The organism is Solidesulfovibrio sp. (assembly GCF_029978005.1).
GTDB lineage: Bacteria > Desulfobacterota > Desulfovibrionia > Desulfovibrionales > Desulfovibrionaceae > Solidesulfovibrio.
Genome location: NZ_JARKOZ010000032.1, coordinates 45,761 through 64,095 on the forward strand (window position 1 = coordinate 45,761; position 18,335 = coordinate 64,095).

The 18,335-nt window shown below is 70.9% G+C and carries 19 protein-coding genes; 14 read left to right on the plus strand and 5 right to left on the minus strand.

The window, feature by feature from the left end; translation table 11 throughout:
* Window positions 1–51 precede the first annotated feature (51 nt).
* Genes Q1K70_RS03195 through Q1K70_RS03205 form a run of 3 tightly spaced genes read left to right on the plus strand, consistent with a single transcriptional unit; the run spans window position 52 to window position 3,348 of the window.
* Entirely contained in the window at window positions 52–957 is a 906-nt protein-coding gene (locus tag Q1K70_RS03195; protein ID WP_300155657.1) for a peptidylprolyl isomerase, read from the plus strand.
* Entirely contained in the window at window positions 954–1,940 is a 987-nt protein-coding gene (locus Q1K70_RS03200; protein ID WP_300155660.1) for a HupE/UreJ family protein, read from the plus strand. Before Q1K70_RS03195 ends, Q1K70_RS03200 begins: the two co-directional genes overlap by 4 nt.
* A 1-nt stretch (window position 1,941) precedes the next feature.
* A complete protein-coding gene (locus Q1K70_RS03205; protein WP_300155663.1) occupies window positions 1,942–3,348 on the plus strand; it encodes a HupE/UreJ family protein in 1,407 nt (468 codons plus the stop codon).
* 3 nt (window positions 3,349–3,351) lie between these two features.
* Here Q1K70_RS03205 and modA read toward each other — a convergent pair whose 3' ends face one another.
* Genes modA through Q1K70_RS03225 form a run of 4 tightly spaced genes read right to left on the minus strand, consistent with a single transcriptional unit; the run spans window position 3,352 to window position 7,464 of the window.
* Window positions 3,352–4,128, minus strand: a complete 777-nt coding sequence (gene modA, locus Q1K70_RS03210) for a molybdate ABC transporter substrate-binding protein (RefSeq protein ID WP_300155665.1) — start codon at window positions 4,126–4,128, stop codon at window positions 3,352–3,354.
* A 35-nt stretch (window positions 4,129–4,163) separates the two neighbouring features.
* Window positions 4,164–5,162, minus strand: coding sequence for a GGDEF domain-containing response regulator (locus Q1K70_RS03215; protein WP_300155668.1), 999 nt, complete (start codon window positions 5,160–5,162; stop codon window positions 4,164–4,166).
* Window positions 5,159–5,617, minus strand: coding sequence for a response regulator (locus Q1K70_RS03220; RefSeq protein WP_300155671.1), 459 nt, complete (start codon window positions 5,615–5,617; stop codon window positions 5,159–5,161). Before Q1K70_RS03220 ends, Q1K70_RS03215 begins: the two co-directional genes overlap by 4 nt.
* Window positions 5,614–7,464, minus strand: coding sequence for an ATP-binding protein (locus Q1K70_RS03225; RefSeq protein ID WP_300155673.1), 1,851 nt, complete (start codon window positions 7,462–7,464; stop codon window positions 5,614–5,616). Before Q1K70_RS03225 ends, Q1K70_RS03220 begins: the two co-directional genes overlap by 4 nt.
* 445 nt (window positions 7,465–7,909) lie before the next feature.
* On the opposite strand from Q1K70_RS03225, the gene Q1K70_RS03230 reads away from it, so the two are divergent.
* The 9 genes from Q1K70_RS03230 (at window position 7,910) to Q1K70_RS03270 (ending at window position 15,402) form a co-directional block, all read left to right on the plus strand.
* On the plus strand, window positions 7,910–8,263 hold the full coding sequence (locus Q1K70_RS03230; RefSeq protein ID WP_300155676.1) for a hypothetical protein: 354 nt from the start codon (window positions 7,910–7,912) through the stop codon (window positions 8,261–8,263).
* A gap of 236 nt (window positions 8,264–8,499) precedes the next feature.
* Window positions 8,500–8,814, plus strand: coding sequence for a DUF485 domain-containing protein (locus Q1K70_RS03235; protein ID WP_300155679.1), 315 nt, complete (start codon window positions 8,500–8,502; stop codon window positions 8,812–8,814).
* The gene (locus Q1K70_RS03240; protein WP_300155681.1) at window positions 8,811–10,358 is read left to right on the plus strand and encodes a sodium/solute symporter; all 1,548 of its coding nucleotides are present in this window, start codon (window positions 8,811–8,813) and stop codon (window positions 10,356–10,358) included. The genes Q1K70_RS03235 and Q1K70_RS03240 overlap by 4 nt, the downstream gene beginning before the upstream one ends.
* An 88-nt stretch (window positions 10,359–10,446) precedes the next feature.
* Window positions 10,447–11,496, plus strand: coding sequence for a putative nucleotidyltransferase substrate binding domain-containing protein (locus Q1K70_RS03245; protein WP_300155684.1), 1,050 nt, complete (start codon window positions 10,447–10,449; stop codon window positions 11,494–11,496).
* A 10-nt stretch (window positions 11,497–11,506) separates the two neighbouring features.
* Window positions 11,507–13,396: a putative nucleotidyltransferase substrate binding domain-containing protein gene (locus Q1K70_RS03250; RefSeq protein WP_300155686.1), complete on the plus strand. Its 1,890-nt coding sequence runs from the start codon at window positions 11,507–11,509 to the stop codon at window positions 13,394–13,396.
* Window positions 13,383–14,111 (plus strand): 3'-5' exonuclease, encoded by a 729-nt coding sequence (locus tag Q1K70_RS03255; protein ID WP_300155688.1) that lies wholly within the window; start codon window positions 13,383–13,385, stop codon window positions 14,109–14,111. The genes Q1K70_RS03250 and Q1K70_RS03255 overlap by 14 nt, the downstream gene beginning before the upstream one ends.
* Window positions 14,112–14,191: 80 nt before the next feature.
* Entirely contained in the window at window positions 14,192–14,656 is a 465-nt protein-coding gene (locus tag Q1K70_RS03260; protein WP_300155690.1) for a transcriptional repressor, read from the plus strand.
* Complete coding sequence (locus tag Q1K70_RS03265) at window positions 14,653–15,147, plus strand: rubrerythrin family protein (protein ID WP_300155692.1); 495 nt, start codon at window positions 14,653–14,655, stop codon at window positions 15,145–15,147. Before Q1K70_RS03260 ends, Q1K70_RS03265 begins: the two co-directional genes overlap by 4 nt.
* A 39-nt stretch (window positions 15,148–15,186) precedes the next feature.
* Entirely contained in the window at window positions 15,187–15,402 is a 216-nt protein-coding gene (locus Q1K70_RS03270; RefSeq protein WP_300155694.1) for a rubredoxin, read from the plus strand.
* A gap of 66 nt (window positions 15,403–15,468) precedes the next feature.
* Here the strand turns inward: Q1K70_RS03270 and Q1K70_RS03275 are convergent, their stop codons facing one another.
* A complete protein-coding gene (locus Q1K70_RS03275; RefSeq protein WP_300155695.1) occupies window positions 15,469–16,587 on the minus strand; it encodes an AI-2E family transporter in 1,119 nt (372 codons plus the stop codon).
* 139 nt (window positions 16,588–16,726) lie between these two features.
* Here Q1K70_RS03275 and Q1K70_RS03280 point away from each other — a divergent pair, with 139 nt between their 5' ends.
* Both Q1K70_RS03280 and Q1K70_RS03285 read left to right on the plus strand, forming a co-directional pair.
* On the plus strand, window positions 16,727–17,716 hold the full coding sequence (locus tag Q1K70_RS03280) for a rhomboid family intramembrane serine protease (protein ID WP_300155697.1): 990 nt from the start codon (window positions 16,727–16,729) through the stop codon (window positions 17,714–17,716).
* A gap of 81 nt (window positions 17,717–17,797) precedes the next feature.
* Window positions 17,798–18,301, plus strand: a complete 504-nt coding sequence (locus Q1K70_RS03285) for a PH domain-containing protein (protein WP_300155699.1) — start codon at window positions 17,798–17,800, stop codon at window positions 18,299–18,301.
* The last annotated feature ends 34 nt before the right edge of the window (window positions 18,302–18,335 follow it).

Consider the following 18,335-nt stretch of genomic DNA (forward strand, 5'->3'; position numbering starts at 1 on the left):
CCGCGCGTGTCCCGTCCTTGCCAAGAAGTCCCGGTCGGGCGAAAGGACGGCATGCGATCCCCTTGCGCCCCTGTGCCCGGAAAATCCCCGTCCATTTTCCAGCGCCTGCTGCGCGAGCCCCTGGTCCATTTTTGCGTGCTCGGCGCGGCGCTCTTCGTCCTGGCCGATCTGAGAGAACGGCCGCAGCCGGCCGGGGACGCCGCCCGCAGCATCGTGGTGACGGACGACGACCTGCGCCAGCTCGCCGGGCTGTGGCGGGTCCAGTGGAACCGCGATCCCGCGCCGGCCGAGCTGCGCCGCCTGGTCGCCGACCAGGTGGACGAGGAGGTGGCCTTTCGCGAGGCCCTGGCCGCCGGCCTGGACCGCCAGGATATCCTGGTGCGCCGCCGGCTGGTCGAGCGCATGCGCCACGACTGGGCCACCCAGGACGGCGCGGCCGATCCCGACGAGGCCGCGCTGCGTCGATGGTACGCGGAAAACGCCGACCGCTTCGCCGCGCCCAGGCAGGCGAGCTTCGCCGTCCTCTATTTTTCCGACCGCCTGCGCGGCGGCAGAGCCAAGGAGGAGGCCATTCTGGCCCGCGACGGCCTGGCCGGCCAGGCGACGGAGCTGGCCGCGACGACCGGAATCGGCGACCCGACCGAGCTGCCGCCCCTGGCCGAGGACCTGACCCCGGACGAGGCGGCCGGGCTCTACGGCCAGGAACTGGCCGCCTCCCTGGGACGGCTGCCCCTGGGCTCCTGGCAGGGGCCGGTGGCCGTGCCCGGCGGCTACGTGCTCGTGGACATCCTGTCCAGGACGCCGGGCGAGCCGCCGGCCTTGGAGTCGGTCCGGGACGAGGTCCTCGACGCCTGGCGGGCGCGGCGGCGCGAGGAGAGCCTGGCCAAGGCCCTGGACGCGGCGCGCGGGCGCTACGCCGTGGTCCTGCCAGCGGACCTCCCGGGCGGCGCGCCGTGAAGGCGTATCTCGCCGTCCTGTGCCTGCTGGCGGCCCTTTGGCCCCGCCCGGCCGCCGCCCACGAGACGCGCCCGGCCTACCTCGAACTGCGCGAGACCGCGCCGGGGGTCTACGACGTACTCTGGCGCACGCCGCTCTACGAAGGCCTGCGCCTGCCCTTCGACCTGCGTTTTCCCGAGGAGGCCCGGGTCCTTGGCGCGCCGCGCACGGTCGCCTATCCCGACTGGCACCTGGAGACCTGGCGCATGGCCGTGCCCGGCGGCATCCTCGGCAAGCCCATCCTTTTTCGCGGCCACGAGGCCACCACCGCCGGCGTGGTGGCCCGTCTCTTGCCCCTCGGCGGCCCGGAGCGGACCGTGGTGGTGCCCCCGGGGCGCGAGGCGGCCGTCTTTTCCGGCCGGCCGGCGGGATTTTTCGATTTCCTGCTCTCCGGCGTGCGCCATATCCTCTACGGACCCGACCACCTGCTCTTCATTGCGGGCTTGCTGTGTCTGGTGTCCGGCGGCCGTGTCCTTGTCGAAACCGTCACGGCCTTCACCTTGGCCCACAGCCTGACCCTGGCCGCCGCCACCCTGGGCTGGGCCGAGGTCCCGGTGGAGGCCGTCAACGCGGCCGTGGGGCTCAGCATCCTTTTTCTCGGCCCGGAGATCGTGCGCCGCCTGCGGGGGGAGGCGAGCCTCACCGTACGCTTCCCGTGGCTGGCCGCTTTCGCCTTCGGACTGTTGCACGGCTTCGGCTTCGCCGGTTCCCTGACCGGCCTCGGGCTTTCGCGCCGAGAACTGCTTGTCGCCCTGCTCGGATTCAACTGCGGCGTGGAAGTGGGGCAGCTCGCCTTCGTGGCGGCATTGCTCGGGCTTTGGGCCTCGGTGCGCCGGCTTGGCATCCGCCCGCCGGATTGGGCGTCCTATGTCCCGGCCTATGTCGTGGGTTCGGCCGGGGCCTACCTGACCTTGTCGCGCACCTTGGTGCTCCTGGGGAAATGACATGGCCCGGCATCGCGCGACGTTTCCAATCTTTACGGCCGCCGTCCTGGCCGTTTGCATCGCTTCGCCGGCCCAGGCCCACATGGTCAGCGCCGACGTGGGCGATTTCTACGCAGGCCTGCTCCATCCCCTGACTTCGGCCGAGCACTGGCTGCCCATGCTGGCCCTGGCCCTTTTCGCCGGCCAGTGCGGCCGGGCGGCGGCGCGCGCCGCCGTCCTCGCCTTTCCCCTGGCCTTGGCCGCCGGCGTGGCGGCCGGGGCGCGTTTTCCCGGCCCGAGCCTCTCCTTCGTCGCCGACGCGGCCGGGCTCGTCGTCCTGGGCCTGGGCCTGGCCGCCGCGCCGCGCCTGACGGGCCGGACCGTCCTTGCCGTGGCGGCCGCTGTGGCCCTGGGTCTTGTCCTTGGCTGGCGAAGCGGCGGCGATCTGGCCGCCTCGGCCGCTGGCTGGCGATTCGCGCCGGGCGTGGCCGTCACGGGCTTTGCCGTGGTTGCCGTGGCGGCGGCCTGGGTCCCCCGGCTCGCAGGGGTCCTGGCCGGCGGCCTGCGCCTCGCCTTCGGGCTGGGACTGGCCTGCTGCGGCCTGCTGCTGGGCCTCGGTGTCCTTGAGAGCTCGCCCTTCGGCGCGGCCGGGCTGCCGCGCTTTCCCGCCGAGGCCGACCTCCTCGCTCTGGCCGGTTCCGCTGCCGGCCGGCCGGGCTTCACCCTGGCGGCGCTCGGCGGCGCGTTCGTCTGGGGCGCGGGCCACGCCCTGACCCCGGGCCACGGCAAGGCCCTGGCCGCCGCCTATCTGGTCGGGGAAAGGGGCACTCCCGGCCGGGCCGTGGCCCTGGGGCTCGTCGTCACGCTCACGCATACCCTGGGCGTCTTTCTCCTCGGCCTCGCCGCCTGGCTGGCCGCCGACTCCTTCGACCGCGAGCGCCTCTTCCCTTGGCTGTCCCTGGTCTCGGGCCTGGGCGTGGCCACGGTCGGCGCTGCCCTGGTTGCCGCGCGCCTGCGCCGGCCGGTCGCGGGCCGGGACGCGTCTGAACACAGCCATGGCGGCATTCCCCATAGCCACGGCGGCCACGGGCAGGCGCGAGGCGGCGAAGCCGGCGGCTGGCGTTCCCTGGTGGCGCTCGGCGTCTCCGGGGGGCTCGTGCCGTGTCCGGGCGCGCTGGTGCTGCTCCTTGGGGCCGTGGCCGTGGGGAGGGTGGGCTTCGGCCTGGCCTTGACGGCCGCCTTCAGCCTGGGCCTGGCCGGTGTGCTGATCGTGGTGGGGCTCTTGTTCGTGAAGGGGGCGCGTCTGCTCGAAGCCTCGGCCGGCTTCGCCAAGGCGTCCCGCTGGCTGCCGGTGTGCGCCGCGCTGGCCGTGACCGTCCTCGGCCTGGTCCTGACCGTCCAGGCCGTGATCGCCCTGGCAGGCGCCTGACGCCTATTTGGCCGCGCCCGGGTCCCTGAAGCCGTAGGAGGCCAGCACGGCCTGGCCCTTGGGGCCGCGCAGGTAGTCGATGAAGGCCTTGGCCGCCTCCTTGCGCGGACAGGCGGCCACCACGGCGGCCGGGTAGACGATGGGGGCGTGGTCGGTCATCACGGCCACCGCCCGCACGCGCTTTTGGGCCATGCGGGCGTCGGTGGCGTAGACGAAGGCTGCGTCCACCTCGCCCAGGGCCACATAGTCCAGCGCCTGTTTGACCGACAGGCCGTAGACCATCTTGGGCGAGAGCGTCTCCCAGAGGCCCCGCTTGTCCAGGGCCTGCTTGGTGTAGCTGCCGGCGGGCACGGCGTCGGGTTCGCCCAGGGCCAGCTTGCCGACCTTGGGTCCGGCCAGGTCCTCCAGGCAGGTCACGCCCTGGTCGTCGGCTGGGACGGTGAGCATCAGGTCGTTGGCCGTGAAGTCCGCCCGCGTGGCCGGGTCGATGAGTCCGCTTTTGGCCGCCCGGTCCATGGTGACCTGGTCGGCCGGGGCGAAGACGTCCACGGGCGCGCCGGCCTCGATCTGCTGGAGCAGTTGGCCCGAGGCGGCGAAGTTGACGAAGACCGTGAGCCCCGGATGCTCGGCCTCGTAGGCTTTCCTGATGTCGGTCAGGGCGCTGGTGAGGCTGGCCGCCGCGGAAACCACCAACTCCTCGGCCGCGCCCGGGTGTGGGAGAAGGGCGGCGAAAAAAAGCAGGATCGCGGCCGGGACGGCAAGGCGGCATCGAAACGACATGGCGGCCTCCTCCCCATTGTTGTTTGAAATTGGAATCAGGCGATGCGCACGGTTCCAGGAGCCCTGGGGATGGCGGGGCCGGTCGCGTCGCCCTCCTTGTCCCGACGCTCCTCCCGGGGCGGCAGGCAGCCGGGCGGCGCGGCCGGTCGCGGCCCGGACCGGCGCGAGCGGGTGCGTTTTTCCTCGTACATGCGCGCGTCGGCGCAACTGACGAGCTCGGCCAGACTGCCGGCGCAGTCGATGTCCAGGCAGGACAGGCCAATGCTCGCCGCGATGGCGTAGGGCCGCCTGCCCGAGGCGTTGAAGGCCTTCATGCGGGCCAGCAGGCGCTCCTTGGGCTCCACGGCCTCGTGGGGCGCGTCCTCGAGGCCGAACACGGCGAATTCGTCGCCGCCGAGCCGGGCCACGACGTCGGATTCCCGGAAGGTCTCGCGCAAGAGCGCGGCCATGTCCCCGAGCATCCGGTCGCCCTCGCGGTGGCCCAGGGTGTCGTTGACGATCTTCATGCCGTCGAGGTCCACGTAGAGCAAAAATGCGCCCCGGGCCAGGCGGCGGGCGGACTTGAACATCTGTTCGGCCAGGGTGAGGAAGCCCCGGCGGTTGAAAAGGCCGGTCAGCTCGTCGGACAGGGCCGCGCCCACGAGTTGCTTGTAGAGCTGGTGGCGCTCGATGGCGTGGAGGATGGCCCGGAAAAGCCCCTGGCCGTCGAAGCCGCCCTTGACCAGGAAGTCCTGCGCCCCCTCGCGCACGGCCATGGTGGAGATCTCCCGGTCGTCGAGCCCGGAGAGCACGATGATGGGCAGGTCCGGAAAGCCGGCCCGCACCGAGGTGAAGGTGGTCAGGCCCGTGGAATCCGGCAGGTTGAGGTCGAGCAGCACCACGTCCGCGCCGCCGTCGGCCAGGAGTTCGACGCCGCTTTCGAGCAGGGGGGCGTGGCGCAGGTCGAAGGGAGCGTCCGCGCCGTCCTCCAGGTAGGCCCGCACCAGTTCCGCGTCGCCGTAGTCGTCCTCGATGAGGGTGATGCGAAGGGTCATGTCCGGCCCTCCACGGCGTGCGGGTGTGGCGGCAGCTTGGCCAGCGACAGCCAGAATTCCTCCACCCGGCGCATCATGACCAGGAATTCGTCCAGTCCCAGGGGTTTTTTCAGGAAGCAGTTGGCCCCGAGGTCGTAGCTGGCCGCGATGTCGGTTGCGGCGTCGGAGGTGGTCAGCACCAGCACGGGAATGGAGCGCAGCCCGGCGTCGCCCTTGACCTCCGAGAGCACCTCCCGGCCGTCCATGCGCGGCATGTTGAGGTCGAGGAGGATGAGGTCCGGCCGGGCGGCGCCGGCGTGCTCGCCCTGGCGGCGCAGGAAGCGCATGCCTTCCTCGCCGTCGCCCACCCGGTCCACGGAAAGAGCGGCCCGAAAGCCGCGCAGGGCCTCCAGAATGAGTTCCACGTCGCCGGGGTCGTCCTCCATGAGCAGAATGCGCACGGGCATGGCGTTCATGGCGCGCCGGCCTCCCTGTCCGGCAGGGTGAAGAGAAAGGTGGAGCCCGCGCCGGCCGTGGATTCCACCCAGATGCGCCCGCCGTGGCGTTCGACGATGCGCTTGCAAAAGGCCAGGCCGATGCCGGCTCCGGCGTGCTCCTTGGCCGTGGTCAGGCGCTGGAACATCCGAAATACCCGGTCGAAGTGCTGCGGCGCGATGCCCATGCCGTTGTCGGCCACGGCCACGGTCCAGGCGTCGCCGTCGCGCCGGGCCGAGACGTGGATCTCGGGCGGGGCCTCGCCCCGGTACTTGACGGCGTTGCCCACCAGGTTCTGGAAGAGCTGGGCGATCTGCGTGGCGTCGGCCGTCACCTCGGGCAGGGCCTCGCGGGTCACCACGGCCCCGGCCTCGGCCAGGGGCAGCTCCAGGTTGTCCAGGGCCACGTCCAGGGCGTCGCCCAGGGCCATGGGCGCAAAGGCCGCCTTGCTCGTGCCCAGGCGCGAATAGGTCAGCAGGTGGTTGATGAGCTGGCTCATGCGCCTGGCCCCGTCCACCATGTAGGCCACGTAGCGTTCGCCGGTCTCGTCGAGCTGGCCGGCGCAGCGCTTGCCCAGCAGGTCGGCGAAGCTCGTGATCTTGCGCAGCGGCTCCTGGAGGTCGTGGGAGGCCACGTAGGCGAACTGCTCCAGGTCCTTGTTGGAATTTTCCAGGGCGGCGGTCTTTTCGGCCAGGGCCCGTTCGCGCTCCTCGAGCTCCCCGGCCATGGCGTCAAAGGCCTGGTCGAGCCTGGACAGTTCCCGGATGGAAGACGCGCCGGACAGGCGCGTGGCGAATTCGCCCCGGCCGATGGCTTCGGCCGCCTCCATCAGGGCGACGATGGGTCGCACCAGGAGCCGTGATCCGAAGAACCAGGCCGCACCGAGGCCGATCAGGCCGACGAGGGCCAGCCAGGCCACCTGGTCGCGAAGGAGCTTGCGCGAGGCGGCGTAGGCCTCGGCCAGGGGCCGTTCCACGAAGACGACCGGGGAGTCCGGCCGGTCCGGGGCGAAGCGGGAGAACCCCACCAGCTTGGCCTCGCCGTCGAGGCCCATTGCCTCCAGGCTGCCGAAACGGTGGCCCGAGACGGCCCGCCCGAGCGGTGTGCCGGAAATGTCCGTGCCCACGGCGGGCAGGGGCCTTGGAAACGTGGCCAGGAGCCGACCTGAGGGCACGAGCACGCCGACCACGCCGCCCTTCGGCGGCGGCGCGGCCGCCACGGCTTCGGCCAGGGCGTCCAGGCTCAGGCTCGCCGCCACCACGGCCTTGACCTCGCCGTCCCAGCCCAGGGACGGACAGGCGACTACGGCCAGGGGCCGTCCGTCCGGGGCAGGGGCGAACGGGCCGGCCTGGCAGGTCTTTTCCGTCGTGGCCGCCCGGAACCAGTCGCGCCCGGCGAAGGTGTCGGTCTGCATGGGCGTGCGCCCCGGGGGAAAGCCGTCCCCGAAACCGCCCGCCGCCTCGGCGATGCGTTCCCCGCCCGCCGCCACGGCCAGGATGTTGGCCACGCCCGCCCCGGATTGGCGCAGAAGCTGGGAAAAGAGCAGGGAACAGCCCTGCGGGTCCACCACCCGCACTACCGTGGCCGCGGCCAGACTCTCCACCAGTCGCAGGGCGGCGGCCAGGTGCCTTTCCTGGCCGGCGGCGAGCGTGAGCGCCCGGTTGACGGCGGCGGATCTGGCCTCGTCGCGGGCCTTGGCCCGTTGTTCCAGGCCGTGGTGGAGCGTCAGTCCCAGGGCCGGCAGCACGGCTAGAAGAACCAGGCCCATGAGGGCGGCGCGAAGACCGAGGGGCGAGGCGCGTCGTGGCGGTGCGGAAGGGTACGTCATGGGGCCGGCGCCTTTGGCTGCATCGCGGATCGGAGCCGGCGAAGGGCCGGAGACGACGGCAGCCGTCTTGCATCGCCACGCGGAACACCGTCCCGGGGCATGCTGCGCTCGCATCCGCATTCACAATGTGGTGTTTTTGTAAACCGGAAGGGCGATACTGTAAAGATGCAAGGACACTGACACTGAATTGCAGTGTTTCGTGTATGTAAGAAAGAGCCCGGCCTTGCGTCCGGCGGCAATGGAACGCCCGGCGTGCTGCAAAACGATTATGGAGATCACGATTTTTCAAGAAACGTGGCGCATCCAGTGCGCCATTTTCCGGTTTGCCGCGTTCCTGTCCCGGCCAGGGGGCGAAAACCGGCGCGCGGCTGTTGCCAGCGGCCACGGCCCGGTCTATGGAAGGGGCAACGCGGCGCGGCCCATCGCGCCATCCCCGCGAGGTTCCATGCCAAAGGGCGACGCCTGCAAGACACTTTCGCCCCTGGAGGCCGTGCGCCGCTACTGCCTGGCCGCCTGCATGGGCGGACAGCGCAGCCTCGTGGCCGCCTGCGCCGATCGGGGCTGCCCGTTCCATCCCCTGCGCATGAAGGAGATCCCCGAGGGATTTCGCGTGCGGGTGGTGCGGGTGGTGCGGCGGTTTTGCCTGCGCTGCACCGTCGGCGACCGCGACGCCGTGCGCCGCTGCACCGAACACGACGTCTGCCCGATCTGGCCCTACCGCGTGGGCGTCTCCCCCAAAAAGCTCAAGCGCCTGATCGCCGAAAAGCGCCGCCCCAGGCAGCTCGAACTGCCCCTGTAGCCCCGGCTCCCCTCCCGCCCGGCCGTTTGCCCCGGCAAACGGCGGCCCCCGTCCGGTAAACGGCGCGGTCGCCGCCGTCGGTCCCTTTCCCCATCCATGGGTTTTCCGACGCCGCTCGCCGAAATTCGCGGGCCTTCCCGTCGCGGCCCGCGCTACCCGTGGTCCATCCCGGCCGGGACCCCGTCCCCGGCCCGGCAACCACGGCCCGGCCATGCGCCGGCGGACAGGAGCCACCCATGACCACGACCGCGACCCACGACCCGACACGCACGCCGGAATTCGCCCGGCTCGTGCGCAAGCGCTGGGGCGTCTCCCTGACGCTGACCGCCTTCATGCTGGCGGTCTACTACGGCTTCGTCGCCATTCTGGCCTTCCGGCCGGACCTCTTCGCCGCCCGCGTCGGCGAGCACCTGACCCTCGGCATTCCGGTGGGCCTCGGCGTCATCGTCGTCTCCTGGCTCGCCACCGGCATCTACGTGCGCTGGGCCAACGACGACTACGACGCCGCCGTGGACAACCTCAAACACGCCATGCGGGAGAACCGGGGATGAACGCCTTCACCACCACCATCGGGCAACCCAACGCCACCTCCATCATCTTTTTCTTCTTCTTCATCCTGGGCACCCTGGCCATCACCTACTACGCCGCCAAGAAGAGCCGGGGAGCCTCCCAGTTCTACGCCGCCGGCCGTTCGGTCACGGGCTGGCAAAACGGCCTGGCCCTGGCCGGGGACTACATGTCCGCCGCCTCGTTTCTGGGCATCGCCGGCCTCGTCTCGCTGAGGGGCTACGACGGCCTCATCTACTCCATCGGCTTCCTCGTGGGCTGGCCCATCATCATGTTCCTCGTGGCCGAGCCCCTGCGCAACCTCGGCAAGTACACCTTCGCCGACGTGGTGGCCTACCGCCTGTCCCAGAAGCCCATCCGCATCGCCGCCTCGGTGGGGTCGCTTCTCACCGTCTGCTTCTACCTGATCGCCCAGATGGTGGGCTCGGGCTCGCTCATCAAGATGATGTTCGGCCTGCCCTATGAGACGGCCATCATCGCCGTGGGCGCGGTCATGATCGCCTACGTGCTCTTCGGCGGCATGCTGGCCACCACCTGGGTGCAGATCATCAAAGCCGTGCTGCTCCTGGCCGGGGCCACGGTCATGGTGCTCATGGCCCTGTCGAAATTCGGCTTCAACGTGGTGGGGCTTTTTAGCGCCGCCGCCGCCACCTACGGCGAGAAGGTGCTCAATCCCGGCGGCCTGGTCGCCAATCCCCTGGACGCCGTGTCGCTCGGCATCGCGCTCATGTTCGGCACGGCCGGCCTGCCCCACATCCTCATGCGCTTCTACACCGTGCCCGACGCCAAGACCGCGCGCAAATCCGTGTTCTACGCCACCGGGCTCATCGGCTACTTCTACGTGCTGACCTTCATCATCGGCTTCGCCGCCATGGTGCTCGTGGGCCGCGACGTCGTGGCCAAGGTGGACGCCGGCGGCAACATGGCGGCCTTGCTCCTGGCCGAGGTCACGGGCGGCACGGTGTTTTTGGGCTTCATCGCCGCCGTGGCCTTCGCCACCATCCTGGCCGTGGTGGCCGGGCTCACCCTGGCCGGGGCCACGACCCTGTCCCACGACCTCTACGCCAACGTCTGGCGCAGCGGGAACTCCTCCGAGGAGGACGAGATGAAGGTGGCCAAGCGGGCGACCGTGGGCCTGGGCGTGGCGGCCATTCTCCTGGGCCTGGCCTTCAAGGGCCAGAACGTGGCCTTCATGGTGGGTCTGGCCTTCGCCATCGCCGCCAGCGCCAACTTCCCGGCGCTCATCCTCTCCATTCTCTGGAAGGGCACGAGCACCTTCGGCGCGGCCGCGAGCATCGTCGCCGGCACCGTGACCGCCGTGGGCCTGATCCTGCTCTCGCCCACGGTCTGGGTGGACGTGTTCGGCAACGCCGCGCCCATCTTCCCCTGGACGAACCCGGCGCTGATCTCCATGCCCGCCGCCTTCTTCGTCGGCTGGCTGGGCTCGGTGCTCGTGCCCGACGCCAAGGCCCGCTCCCTCTACGAGGCCCAGCAGATCCGCAACTACCTCGGCGTCGGCGCGGAGTAGGAATCGGGAGGGGCACCGCCCCTCCCGAACCCACCCTGCCGGGGGGGATCATCCCCCCCGGACCCCCTGGAAGGGGGGAGGAGGGGAGATGGGCGAGGAAATGCATTATAAAGACGTGTCGGAGTTGTCCGAGGCGTTGGGGCGGGCGGGGGATGCTCGGGAGCTGGCCGGGCTGACGCGGGGCGTCCGCGCCTTCGTGGCCGGCCGGGCGGAAAGCGGCGACGTCCTGGACACGGGGCGCGCCGCCGCCGCGCTCTACGACGGATTGCTGGCCCGGGCGGCCGTCCTGGCCCGGGACAGGCCGCCGGGCGGCTTCTGCCTGGCGGCGCTCGGCAGCCAGGCGCGCGGCGAGCAGTTTCTGGCCACGGACCAGGACAACGCCCTGATCCTCCCCGACCCGGCCGATGCCCCCGAGGCCCGGGAGGCGTGGACCGCTTTCGCCGCGCGGTTGCGCGACGTGCTTGCCGCCGCCGGCCTGCCGCCGTGCCCCAAGGGCATCATGGCCGCCACGCCCGAGTGGCGAAGGACGCTTCGGGAGTGGCGCGAGGCCCTGGACGCCGCCGCCGACAGGCCGGACGCCGGCGGCGTGCTCCTCGTTTCGCTCCTGGCCGACGTCCGGGCCGTGTGGGGCGATCCCGCCCTGGCCGAGGCCCTGGCCGGGCAGGTGCGCCGCCATGCCGCCGATGCGCCGCTGCTCGTGCGAGGCCTTGCGCGCGAGGCCCTGCGCTTCGCGCCCGAGTCCGGCTTTCCCGGCCCGTTTTCGGGGTTCGGCAAAAATCACACGTCCCTCGACCTCAAGCGCGCCGCCGTCTATCCCCTGGCCCTTGGCGTCAAGGCCCTGGCCCTGGAGGCCGGCCTCACCGAGACCGGGACCGTGGAGCGCCTGGACGGGCTCGTCCGGCGGGGGCTCGTGGGCGGGGAGCTTGGCGCGCGCCTGACGCGCGCCTTCGCCTGCGTCCAGGGCCTTCGCCTGCGTGCCCAGGCCCGGGCCCTGGCGGCGGGGCGCGCTCCGGACAACCTGATCGAACGGGACGCCCTGCCGGTCACGGACCGCGAGGCCCTGCGCCAAGCCCTTCACGCCGTGGCCGAACTGGCCGCCGTCCTCGAACACCATTTCGGATTGGCCTATCTCACCTGACGGAGGAGTCATGCGCGCGAGCGACCCATCGCAGCAACCGGAAACCGTGCAGGCCTTCCTGGCCGGCGTGCCGCCCTTCGACCGGCTGCCGTCCCTGGATCTGGCCGCCCTGGCCGCCGCCGGCCGGGTGTCCCTGTACCTTGCCGGCGAGGCCGTGCCCGTGGGCCGGGATTTCGTCTGTTGCGTCCAGCGCGGCGGTGTGCGGCTGCGCCGGCCGGGGGACCTCCCCGGCCGCGACGACGTGCGCGGCGAGGGCGAGTGCTTCGGCCAAACCTGCGACCTCGGAAACGGGCAGGACGGCGAAGGCTGGGAAGCGACGGCCCTGGAGGACACCTTCCTGGTGCGCCTGCCCCGGGAGGTGTTCGTCGCGGTCTGCCGCCGCCAGCCCTTCGTCGCCGGCTACTTCGCCGACGCCCTGTCCCCGGCCGCCCGGGATGCCCAGCCGGCCGGCCCCACGGGCTGTCCCGACCCCTCCGACGGCGACTATCTCTTCACCCGCCTGGCCGGGGAGGTGGCCTCGCGCGGGCTGGCGGACGTGCCCCGGGGCCCGGACCTGCGCCGGGCGGCCCGGGTCATGGAGGCCGGCCAGGTGGGTTCGGTCCTCGTGCGCGAGGCCGGCGGCGCGGTCATCGGCATCGTCACCGACCGGGATCTGCGCCGGGCCGTGGCCACCGGCATGGCGCTCGACGCGACGGTCGAGACCCTCATGTCCGCCCCGGTCGCCGCCATCGAGGCCAAAACGCCCTGTTTCGAGGCCCTCCTGTCCATGACCGGCTCGGGCATCCGCCACCTGCTCGTGACCCGCGACGGGGAGCCGGCGGGCATGGTCACGGCCAGCGACCTGCTCCTGGCCCACGGCCGCTCGCCCATGGCCCTTTTGCGCGCGGCCAGGCGGGCGGGGGACGCCACGGACCTGCGCGCCATAAGCCAGGGGCTGCGGCCCCTGGCCGCCTCCCTGGTCGCCCGGGGTGCGCCGGCGGCCGCCGTCTCCGGCATCGTGACGCTTCTGGCCGAACAGGTCCTCGCCCGGCTGCTTGCGCTTCTGGAAAAGCGTTGCGGCCCGTCGCCCGCGCCCTGTCGCTGGCTGCTGCTCGGCGCGGCCGGCCGGCGGGAGATGCTGCCCGGAACCGGCCTGTCCCTTGCCGCCGTGCCGGACGACGGCGGCGACCCCATCGTCGGCCGGGCGGCCCGGACCTATCTGCAAGCGCTCTTGCCCATGCTCGGCGAGGAACTGGCCGCCCTTGGCCTGCGCGCGCCCGGTTCCCATCTGGTCCTTGGCGACCCGCGCGCTCTTGTTCCCTTGGAAGGTTTCGCCCTGGACGGCGATCCCCTGGACCACGAAGCCTCCCTCGAAGGCTTCGACGCCCGGCCCCTGGGCGGCCGGGACGAGGCCGGCCCTGCGCCTGCCGTGGCGACGGGGGAGGTCTTTCCCTTCGGCCTGGCCGCGTCCTGGCTGCGGGCCGCCGCTTCCCGTCCCGCGCCGCTTGGCGTCTACCGGGGCCGGCTCATGGAGCGCGACGGCGGCTCGTGCGAGGCGCTGGACGTCCTGGCCCGGGGTTCGCGTCCGGTGACGGCTCTGGCCAGGCTTTCGGCCCTGGTCTGGTGTGTTGCGCCGACCGGCACTGTTTTTCGTCTCAACGCCCTGGGAAGCCTCGGCGTCGTTCCGGCCGCGACGGCCGCCCGGGCCGTGGAGGCCTTCGCCTTTTTCCAGTCCGAGCGGCTCCAGGCCCTGCTGACCGGCCGGGAATCGAGCGGCCGCGAGGAAGCGCCGCTTGCCCCGGGTACGCTCTCGCCGCGCCGCCGTCATGCCCTGCGGGCCGCTTTCGCCGCCGTGGAGGACCTGCGCCTGGCCCTTTTGGCGCGCCTTGACGTTAAGGAGGGCGAACATGGGCCTGCTTGACCGCCTGCTGCGGCGTCGGGTCCCGGACGGGGAGGGCGTTCCCCTGGCCCCGGCCCTGGCCGCGCACCGGGCGGCCCAGGCCGGCCGCGATCCCCGGGCGCTCCTCGACGCCTGCGCCTTCGTGGTGCTGGACACGGAACTCACCGGCTTCGACCCGCGCCGCCACGCCCTGGTCTCCATCGGCGCGGTGCGTCTTTCGGGGCTGGAGATCCTGCCCGGCCAATCCTTTTATTCCCTGGTTCGTCCGCAAGGCGACGTGCCCCGCGACGCCTCCCTGGTCCATCGCCTCACCGCCGCCGGCCTCGAGGAGGCCCCCGGCGAGGCCGAGGTCCTGGAGCGGTTTCTGCATTTTCTGGGCGACGCCATCATCGTCGGCCACCACGTCGATCTGGACATGGGATTTTTAAACGCCGCCAGCCGCCGCCGCCTGGGCGGCCCCCTCGAGGCCCCCTGCATCGACACCCTGCGCCTGGCCATGGCCTTCGAGGAAAAACGCCTGGCGGCCGGGGGCAGGGCAGGGGAGGCCGAAAGCCTGGACTACACCCTGCCGGCCCTGTGCCGGCGCTTCGGCCTGCCGCAATTCGCCGCCCACGACGCCCGCGCCGACGCTCTGGCCGCGGCCTACCTCTTCGTCTACCTGGCCCGCAAAAGCGCCCGCGGCCGCCCCCTGGGCCTGGACGGCCTGTGGCGCGCCGGCCGGGCCTGGTGGCGATGAGACGGGAAAATGAAAAAAAGTGTTGACGGGCCGGGCCGTGTTCTCTAAATAGGAATCAACAGCAACTAGGAATAAAAACTATGTCGATGGAAACGCTCAAGGAACTTTTCGCCCAAAGCGGCCTCAAGTTTACCACCCAGCGCTATCTGGTGTACAAGGCCATGACCACGGCAAGGGACCATCCCTCGGCCGAAGCGGTCTGGCGACGGGTTCGCGAGGCCGCGCCGGCCATTTCCCTGGACACGGTCTACCGCACCCTGGCTTCCCTGGAGCAGCGGGGGCTGGTCAGCCGGGTGCCGGGGGCGGGCGAGGAGGGGCGTTTCGACGGTGATGTGACGCCGCACCACCATCTGGTGTGCCTGTCGTGCGGCGGCATTGAGGATTTCACCATGCCGGGGGCGGCCTTGGACGATTTGCCGCCGTCGGTCGCCGCGTGGGGCGTTCCCCGCGACGCGCAGATTTTGGTGCGCGGCGTGTGCCGCGCCTGTCTTGGCCGCATGCAGGCGGCAAAACCGCAACAAAACCAAAGGAGCCACACGAAATGAGCAAGACCCTGGAACATCTCAAGGAAGCGTTCGCCGGCGAATCCCAGGCCAACCGCAAGTACCTCGCCTACGCCGCCCAGGCCGAGAAGGAAGGCCACATCGGCGTGGCCAAGCTCTTCAAGGCCGCCGCCGCCGCCGAGACCGTCCACGCCCACAGCCACCTGCGCAACATGGGCGGCATCGGCGACACGGCCGCGAACCTGCAGGACGCCATCGCCGGCGAGACCCACGAATTCAAGAGCATGTACCCGGGCATGATCGCCGACGCCAAGGCCGAGGGCGAGAAGGCAGCCGAGCGCGGCTTCACCTTCGCCAACGCCGTGGAGGAACTCCACGCCAACCTGTACGCCGAGGCGGCCAAGGATGTCGCCGGCTACCCGGATAAGGACTGGTACGTCTGCTCGGTGTGCGGCTACACCGTGGCCGGCGCGGCCCCGGACAAGTGCCCGGTCTGCCAGGCCCTGGCCAAGGCGTTCTTCAAGGTCGACTGATTTCCGGCCGCATCGACCGAAGACGGAAAAGGAGCGAGCATGGCGGCGCCCGAAGAAATGTGGCAGTGCCAGACCACCAATTGCGGCTACATCTACGATCCGGACAAAGGCGACCGCAAGGGCAAGATTCCTGCGGGAACGTCCTTCGCCGATCTGCCCGAGGGGTGGAAGTGTCCGATCTGCGGCGGCGGCAAGAAGTGTTTCCGTCCGCTGGCCGGGCCGGGATCGACCAAAGAAGTGCAGTGTCCCGTCTGACGTCCGGGGAGCCCGCCAGGGCTCCCCGGGACGGTTCTCCAAGGCCCCGCCCGCGCGGGGCCTTTTTCATGCCTGGGGCGCGGGCGGCTCCTGGTTCGGCGCGGCGATGAGGTTTCGCTCCTCCAGCACGTGGCGGTAGTCCTCGCCGTAAAGCGTGAGCATGACCATGGCGAAGCCCAGCACCAGCGGCCCGTAGAGGATGCCCAGGGCCCCGAAGAACTTGATGCCGCCGATGATGGAGAGAAACACCCAGAACGTGGACATCTTGGAGCGGTTTTGCATGAGGATCGGCCGTATGATGGAGTCGATGCTCGACACCACCACCGCCCCCCAGCCGATGAGGAAAAGGCCCCACTGCCACTGGCCCGTGAGCATGAGGTAGATGGACACGGGCAACCAGATGATGGCCGTGCCCACGACAGGAATGAGCGAGGCGAAGCCCATCATGCAGCCCCAGAAGAAGGGCTGCACGCCCACGATGAAAAGCCCGAGCCCGCCGGCCGCGCCCTGGGCCAGGGCGATGACGAAAGCGCCGAGGATCACGGACTTGGCCACGTCGTCGAGCTGGCGGAAGATGCGGTTTTCCTGGTCCGTGGACAGCGGCAGGAGGTAGCGGGCGTAGCCGAGCATGGCCTCGCCGTCGCGGATGAGGAAGAAGAGCACGAAGATGAGGATGATGAAGTTCATGGTCAGCACGAACACGTTGCCGATGACAGTGGTGCCGCTGTCGAGGAGGATCTGTCCGGCGTTTTTGGACAGCGACAGCAGGTTGGCCTGCAGCGCGAGCTTATTGATGTCCAGGAAGGGCAGGTGTTCCTGGACCCAGGACAGGTAGGGCGCGACGGCGTCGTGGCTGAAGAGCGCGTTGAAGTCGAGGGTGGTCAGCTTGGCCTGGAGCGCGTTGACGGACTGGACGCCCTGGGCGAGCAGCGCCCCCAGGAAGAGGAAGACCGGAATGATGAGGCAGGAAAAGATGAGCCCGGTGGTGATCAGCGCGGCCAGGGTGGTGCGGTGGCCGCACAGCGCGTCGATCTTGCGCTGCACGGGCCGGAACAGCGCGGCCAGGACCACCCCGATGATGAGGATGTCCACGAAGGGCCGCAGCACGATGTAGGCCAGGGTCAGCGACCCGGCCAGGATGAGGAGCAGGAAGGTCGAATAGAATTGGCGGCGTTCTCTGTTCATGCCGCCCGTGTAGCAAAATCGCCGGCGCGGCGGCAAGGGGCGGGCCGCATCGCGGCATTGCGCCCGGCCGCCCCTCCGTCGTACCATGCCGCCATGACGACGCTTGTTCCTTGCTTGCTTCCGTTTTCGGGCGTGGCCCATGCCCGTTGAGCCCTTTCCCTCGCCTCGCCGGGCCCGACTCTGGCCGCGGCCGGCTCTTTACGACCTCACTCCGGAGCTCCTCGGCGACCCCGAGGCCACGGCCACGGAAATCCGCGCCCGCGACTGGACCTACGTGCTCTCGGCCCGGGGGGTGCCCCATGTGGTGCGCCGCTCCGGCTCCGGCTGGCGGCTTTTCGTGCCCAGGCGGCGCATGGCCGAGGCCCTGGAGGAGATCGCCGCCTACGCCGCCGAGCGCGAAAACCGCCCCCTGCCCGATCCCGAGGCGCAGCCCTTGCGACCCTCCGTCACCCCGGCGGTCCTGGCCGTCATGGGCGTGGTGGCCGGCCTGTGGGGCTTTCTGCTCGGCGAGGCCGTCCTTTTCGGCCGCCGCGTGTCCTGGCGGACCGTCGGGGCCGGGGATTCCTCGGCCATGCTGGCCGGGGAGTGGTGGCGCGCCCTGACCTCGCTGTGGCTCCACGCCGATCCGGCGCACCTTTTCGGCAACGCCGCCTGCGCCGCGCTTTTTCTCGGCCTGCTGTGCCGGGAGACGGGTCTGGGCCTGGGGTTTGCGCTCACGGTCGCGGCCGGCGTCGGCGGCAACCTGCTCAAGGTCATGGTCCAGGGACCGGGCCTGCATTTCCTGGGCGCGTCCACGGCCGTCTTCGGGGCGCTCGGGGTTCTTGGCGGCGTGCGCCTGTCCGGGTATTGCGCCGAGGTCTCGACCAGGCGGTTTCTGGCCGCCGGGGCCGTGCTCATGCTGCTGGCCATGCTGGGGGCCGGTTCCGAGGAAACCACGGGCCAGGTGGACCTGGCCGGGCATTTCTTCGGCTTCCTGTGCGGCGCGGCCCTGGGGCTGGCCGCCGGGCGGCGACTGTGCCGGGCGGGACGGCCCGGACCCCTCGTCCAGGCGGCCCTTGGCGGATGCACCGTCCTCGTCTGCCTGGCCGCCTGGGGACTGGCCGTGGGGCACGGCTGGTCCGGGCGGTGAGGAAGGCTTTGCCTAACGCGCCGTTTTCGGTTAAGGCCGTCGATTGTCGCCGCTTTGCTAGGGCGCGGGGAGTGGGATGCAATGAGCTTAAACGGCCTCGTCTTCGAGGGTGAGGACATTCGCTACAGGACCGGCAAGCACTGGGTGGTGCTGGCCAAGGCCGCGATCCTGTTCGCCCTGGCCCTGGCCGTGTGGTCGAGCGGCCCGGCCCTGACCGCTCTGGCCCAGTTCAAGGTGCCGGAAGAGCTGGAGAAGTTTCTGCCCAAGATCATCGCCGCGGCGGTGTGGCTTTTCCGTTACGTCTTTTTCATCATCCTGACCCTGCTCGCCCTGACCCGGCTCTTTTCCTTCTTCACCCTGCGGGTGGGGGTGACGGACAAGCGCCTGCTGTGCGACGATGCGCTGTTCGGCACCTTTTCCCTGGACGTCACCAAGGTCGAGTCCGTCAAGTGCGAGCCCGGGCTTTTCGGCGGCCTGCTCGGCTACGGCAAGATCATCCTGACCGCGTCGAGCAGCCAGCGGCTGGTGCTGACCAACATCCGGCGGCCCCACGCCCTGGAACAGGAAATCTTCGCCGCCAAGTAGGCCCGGGGCGGCGCGGCGGCCGGCCTTTCCCGGC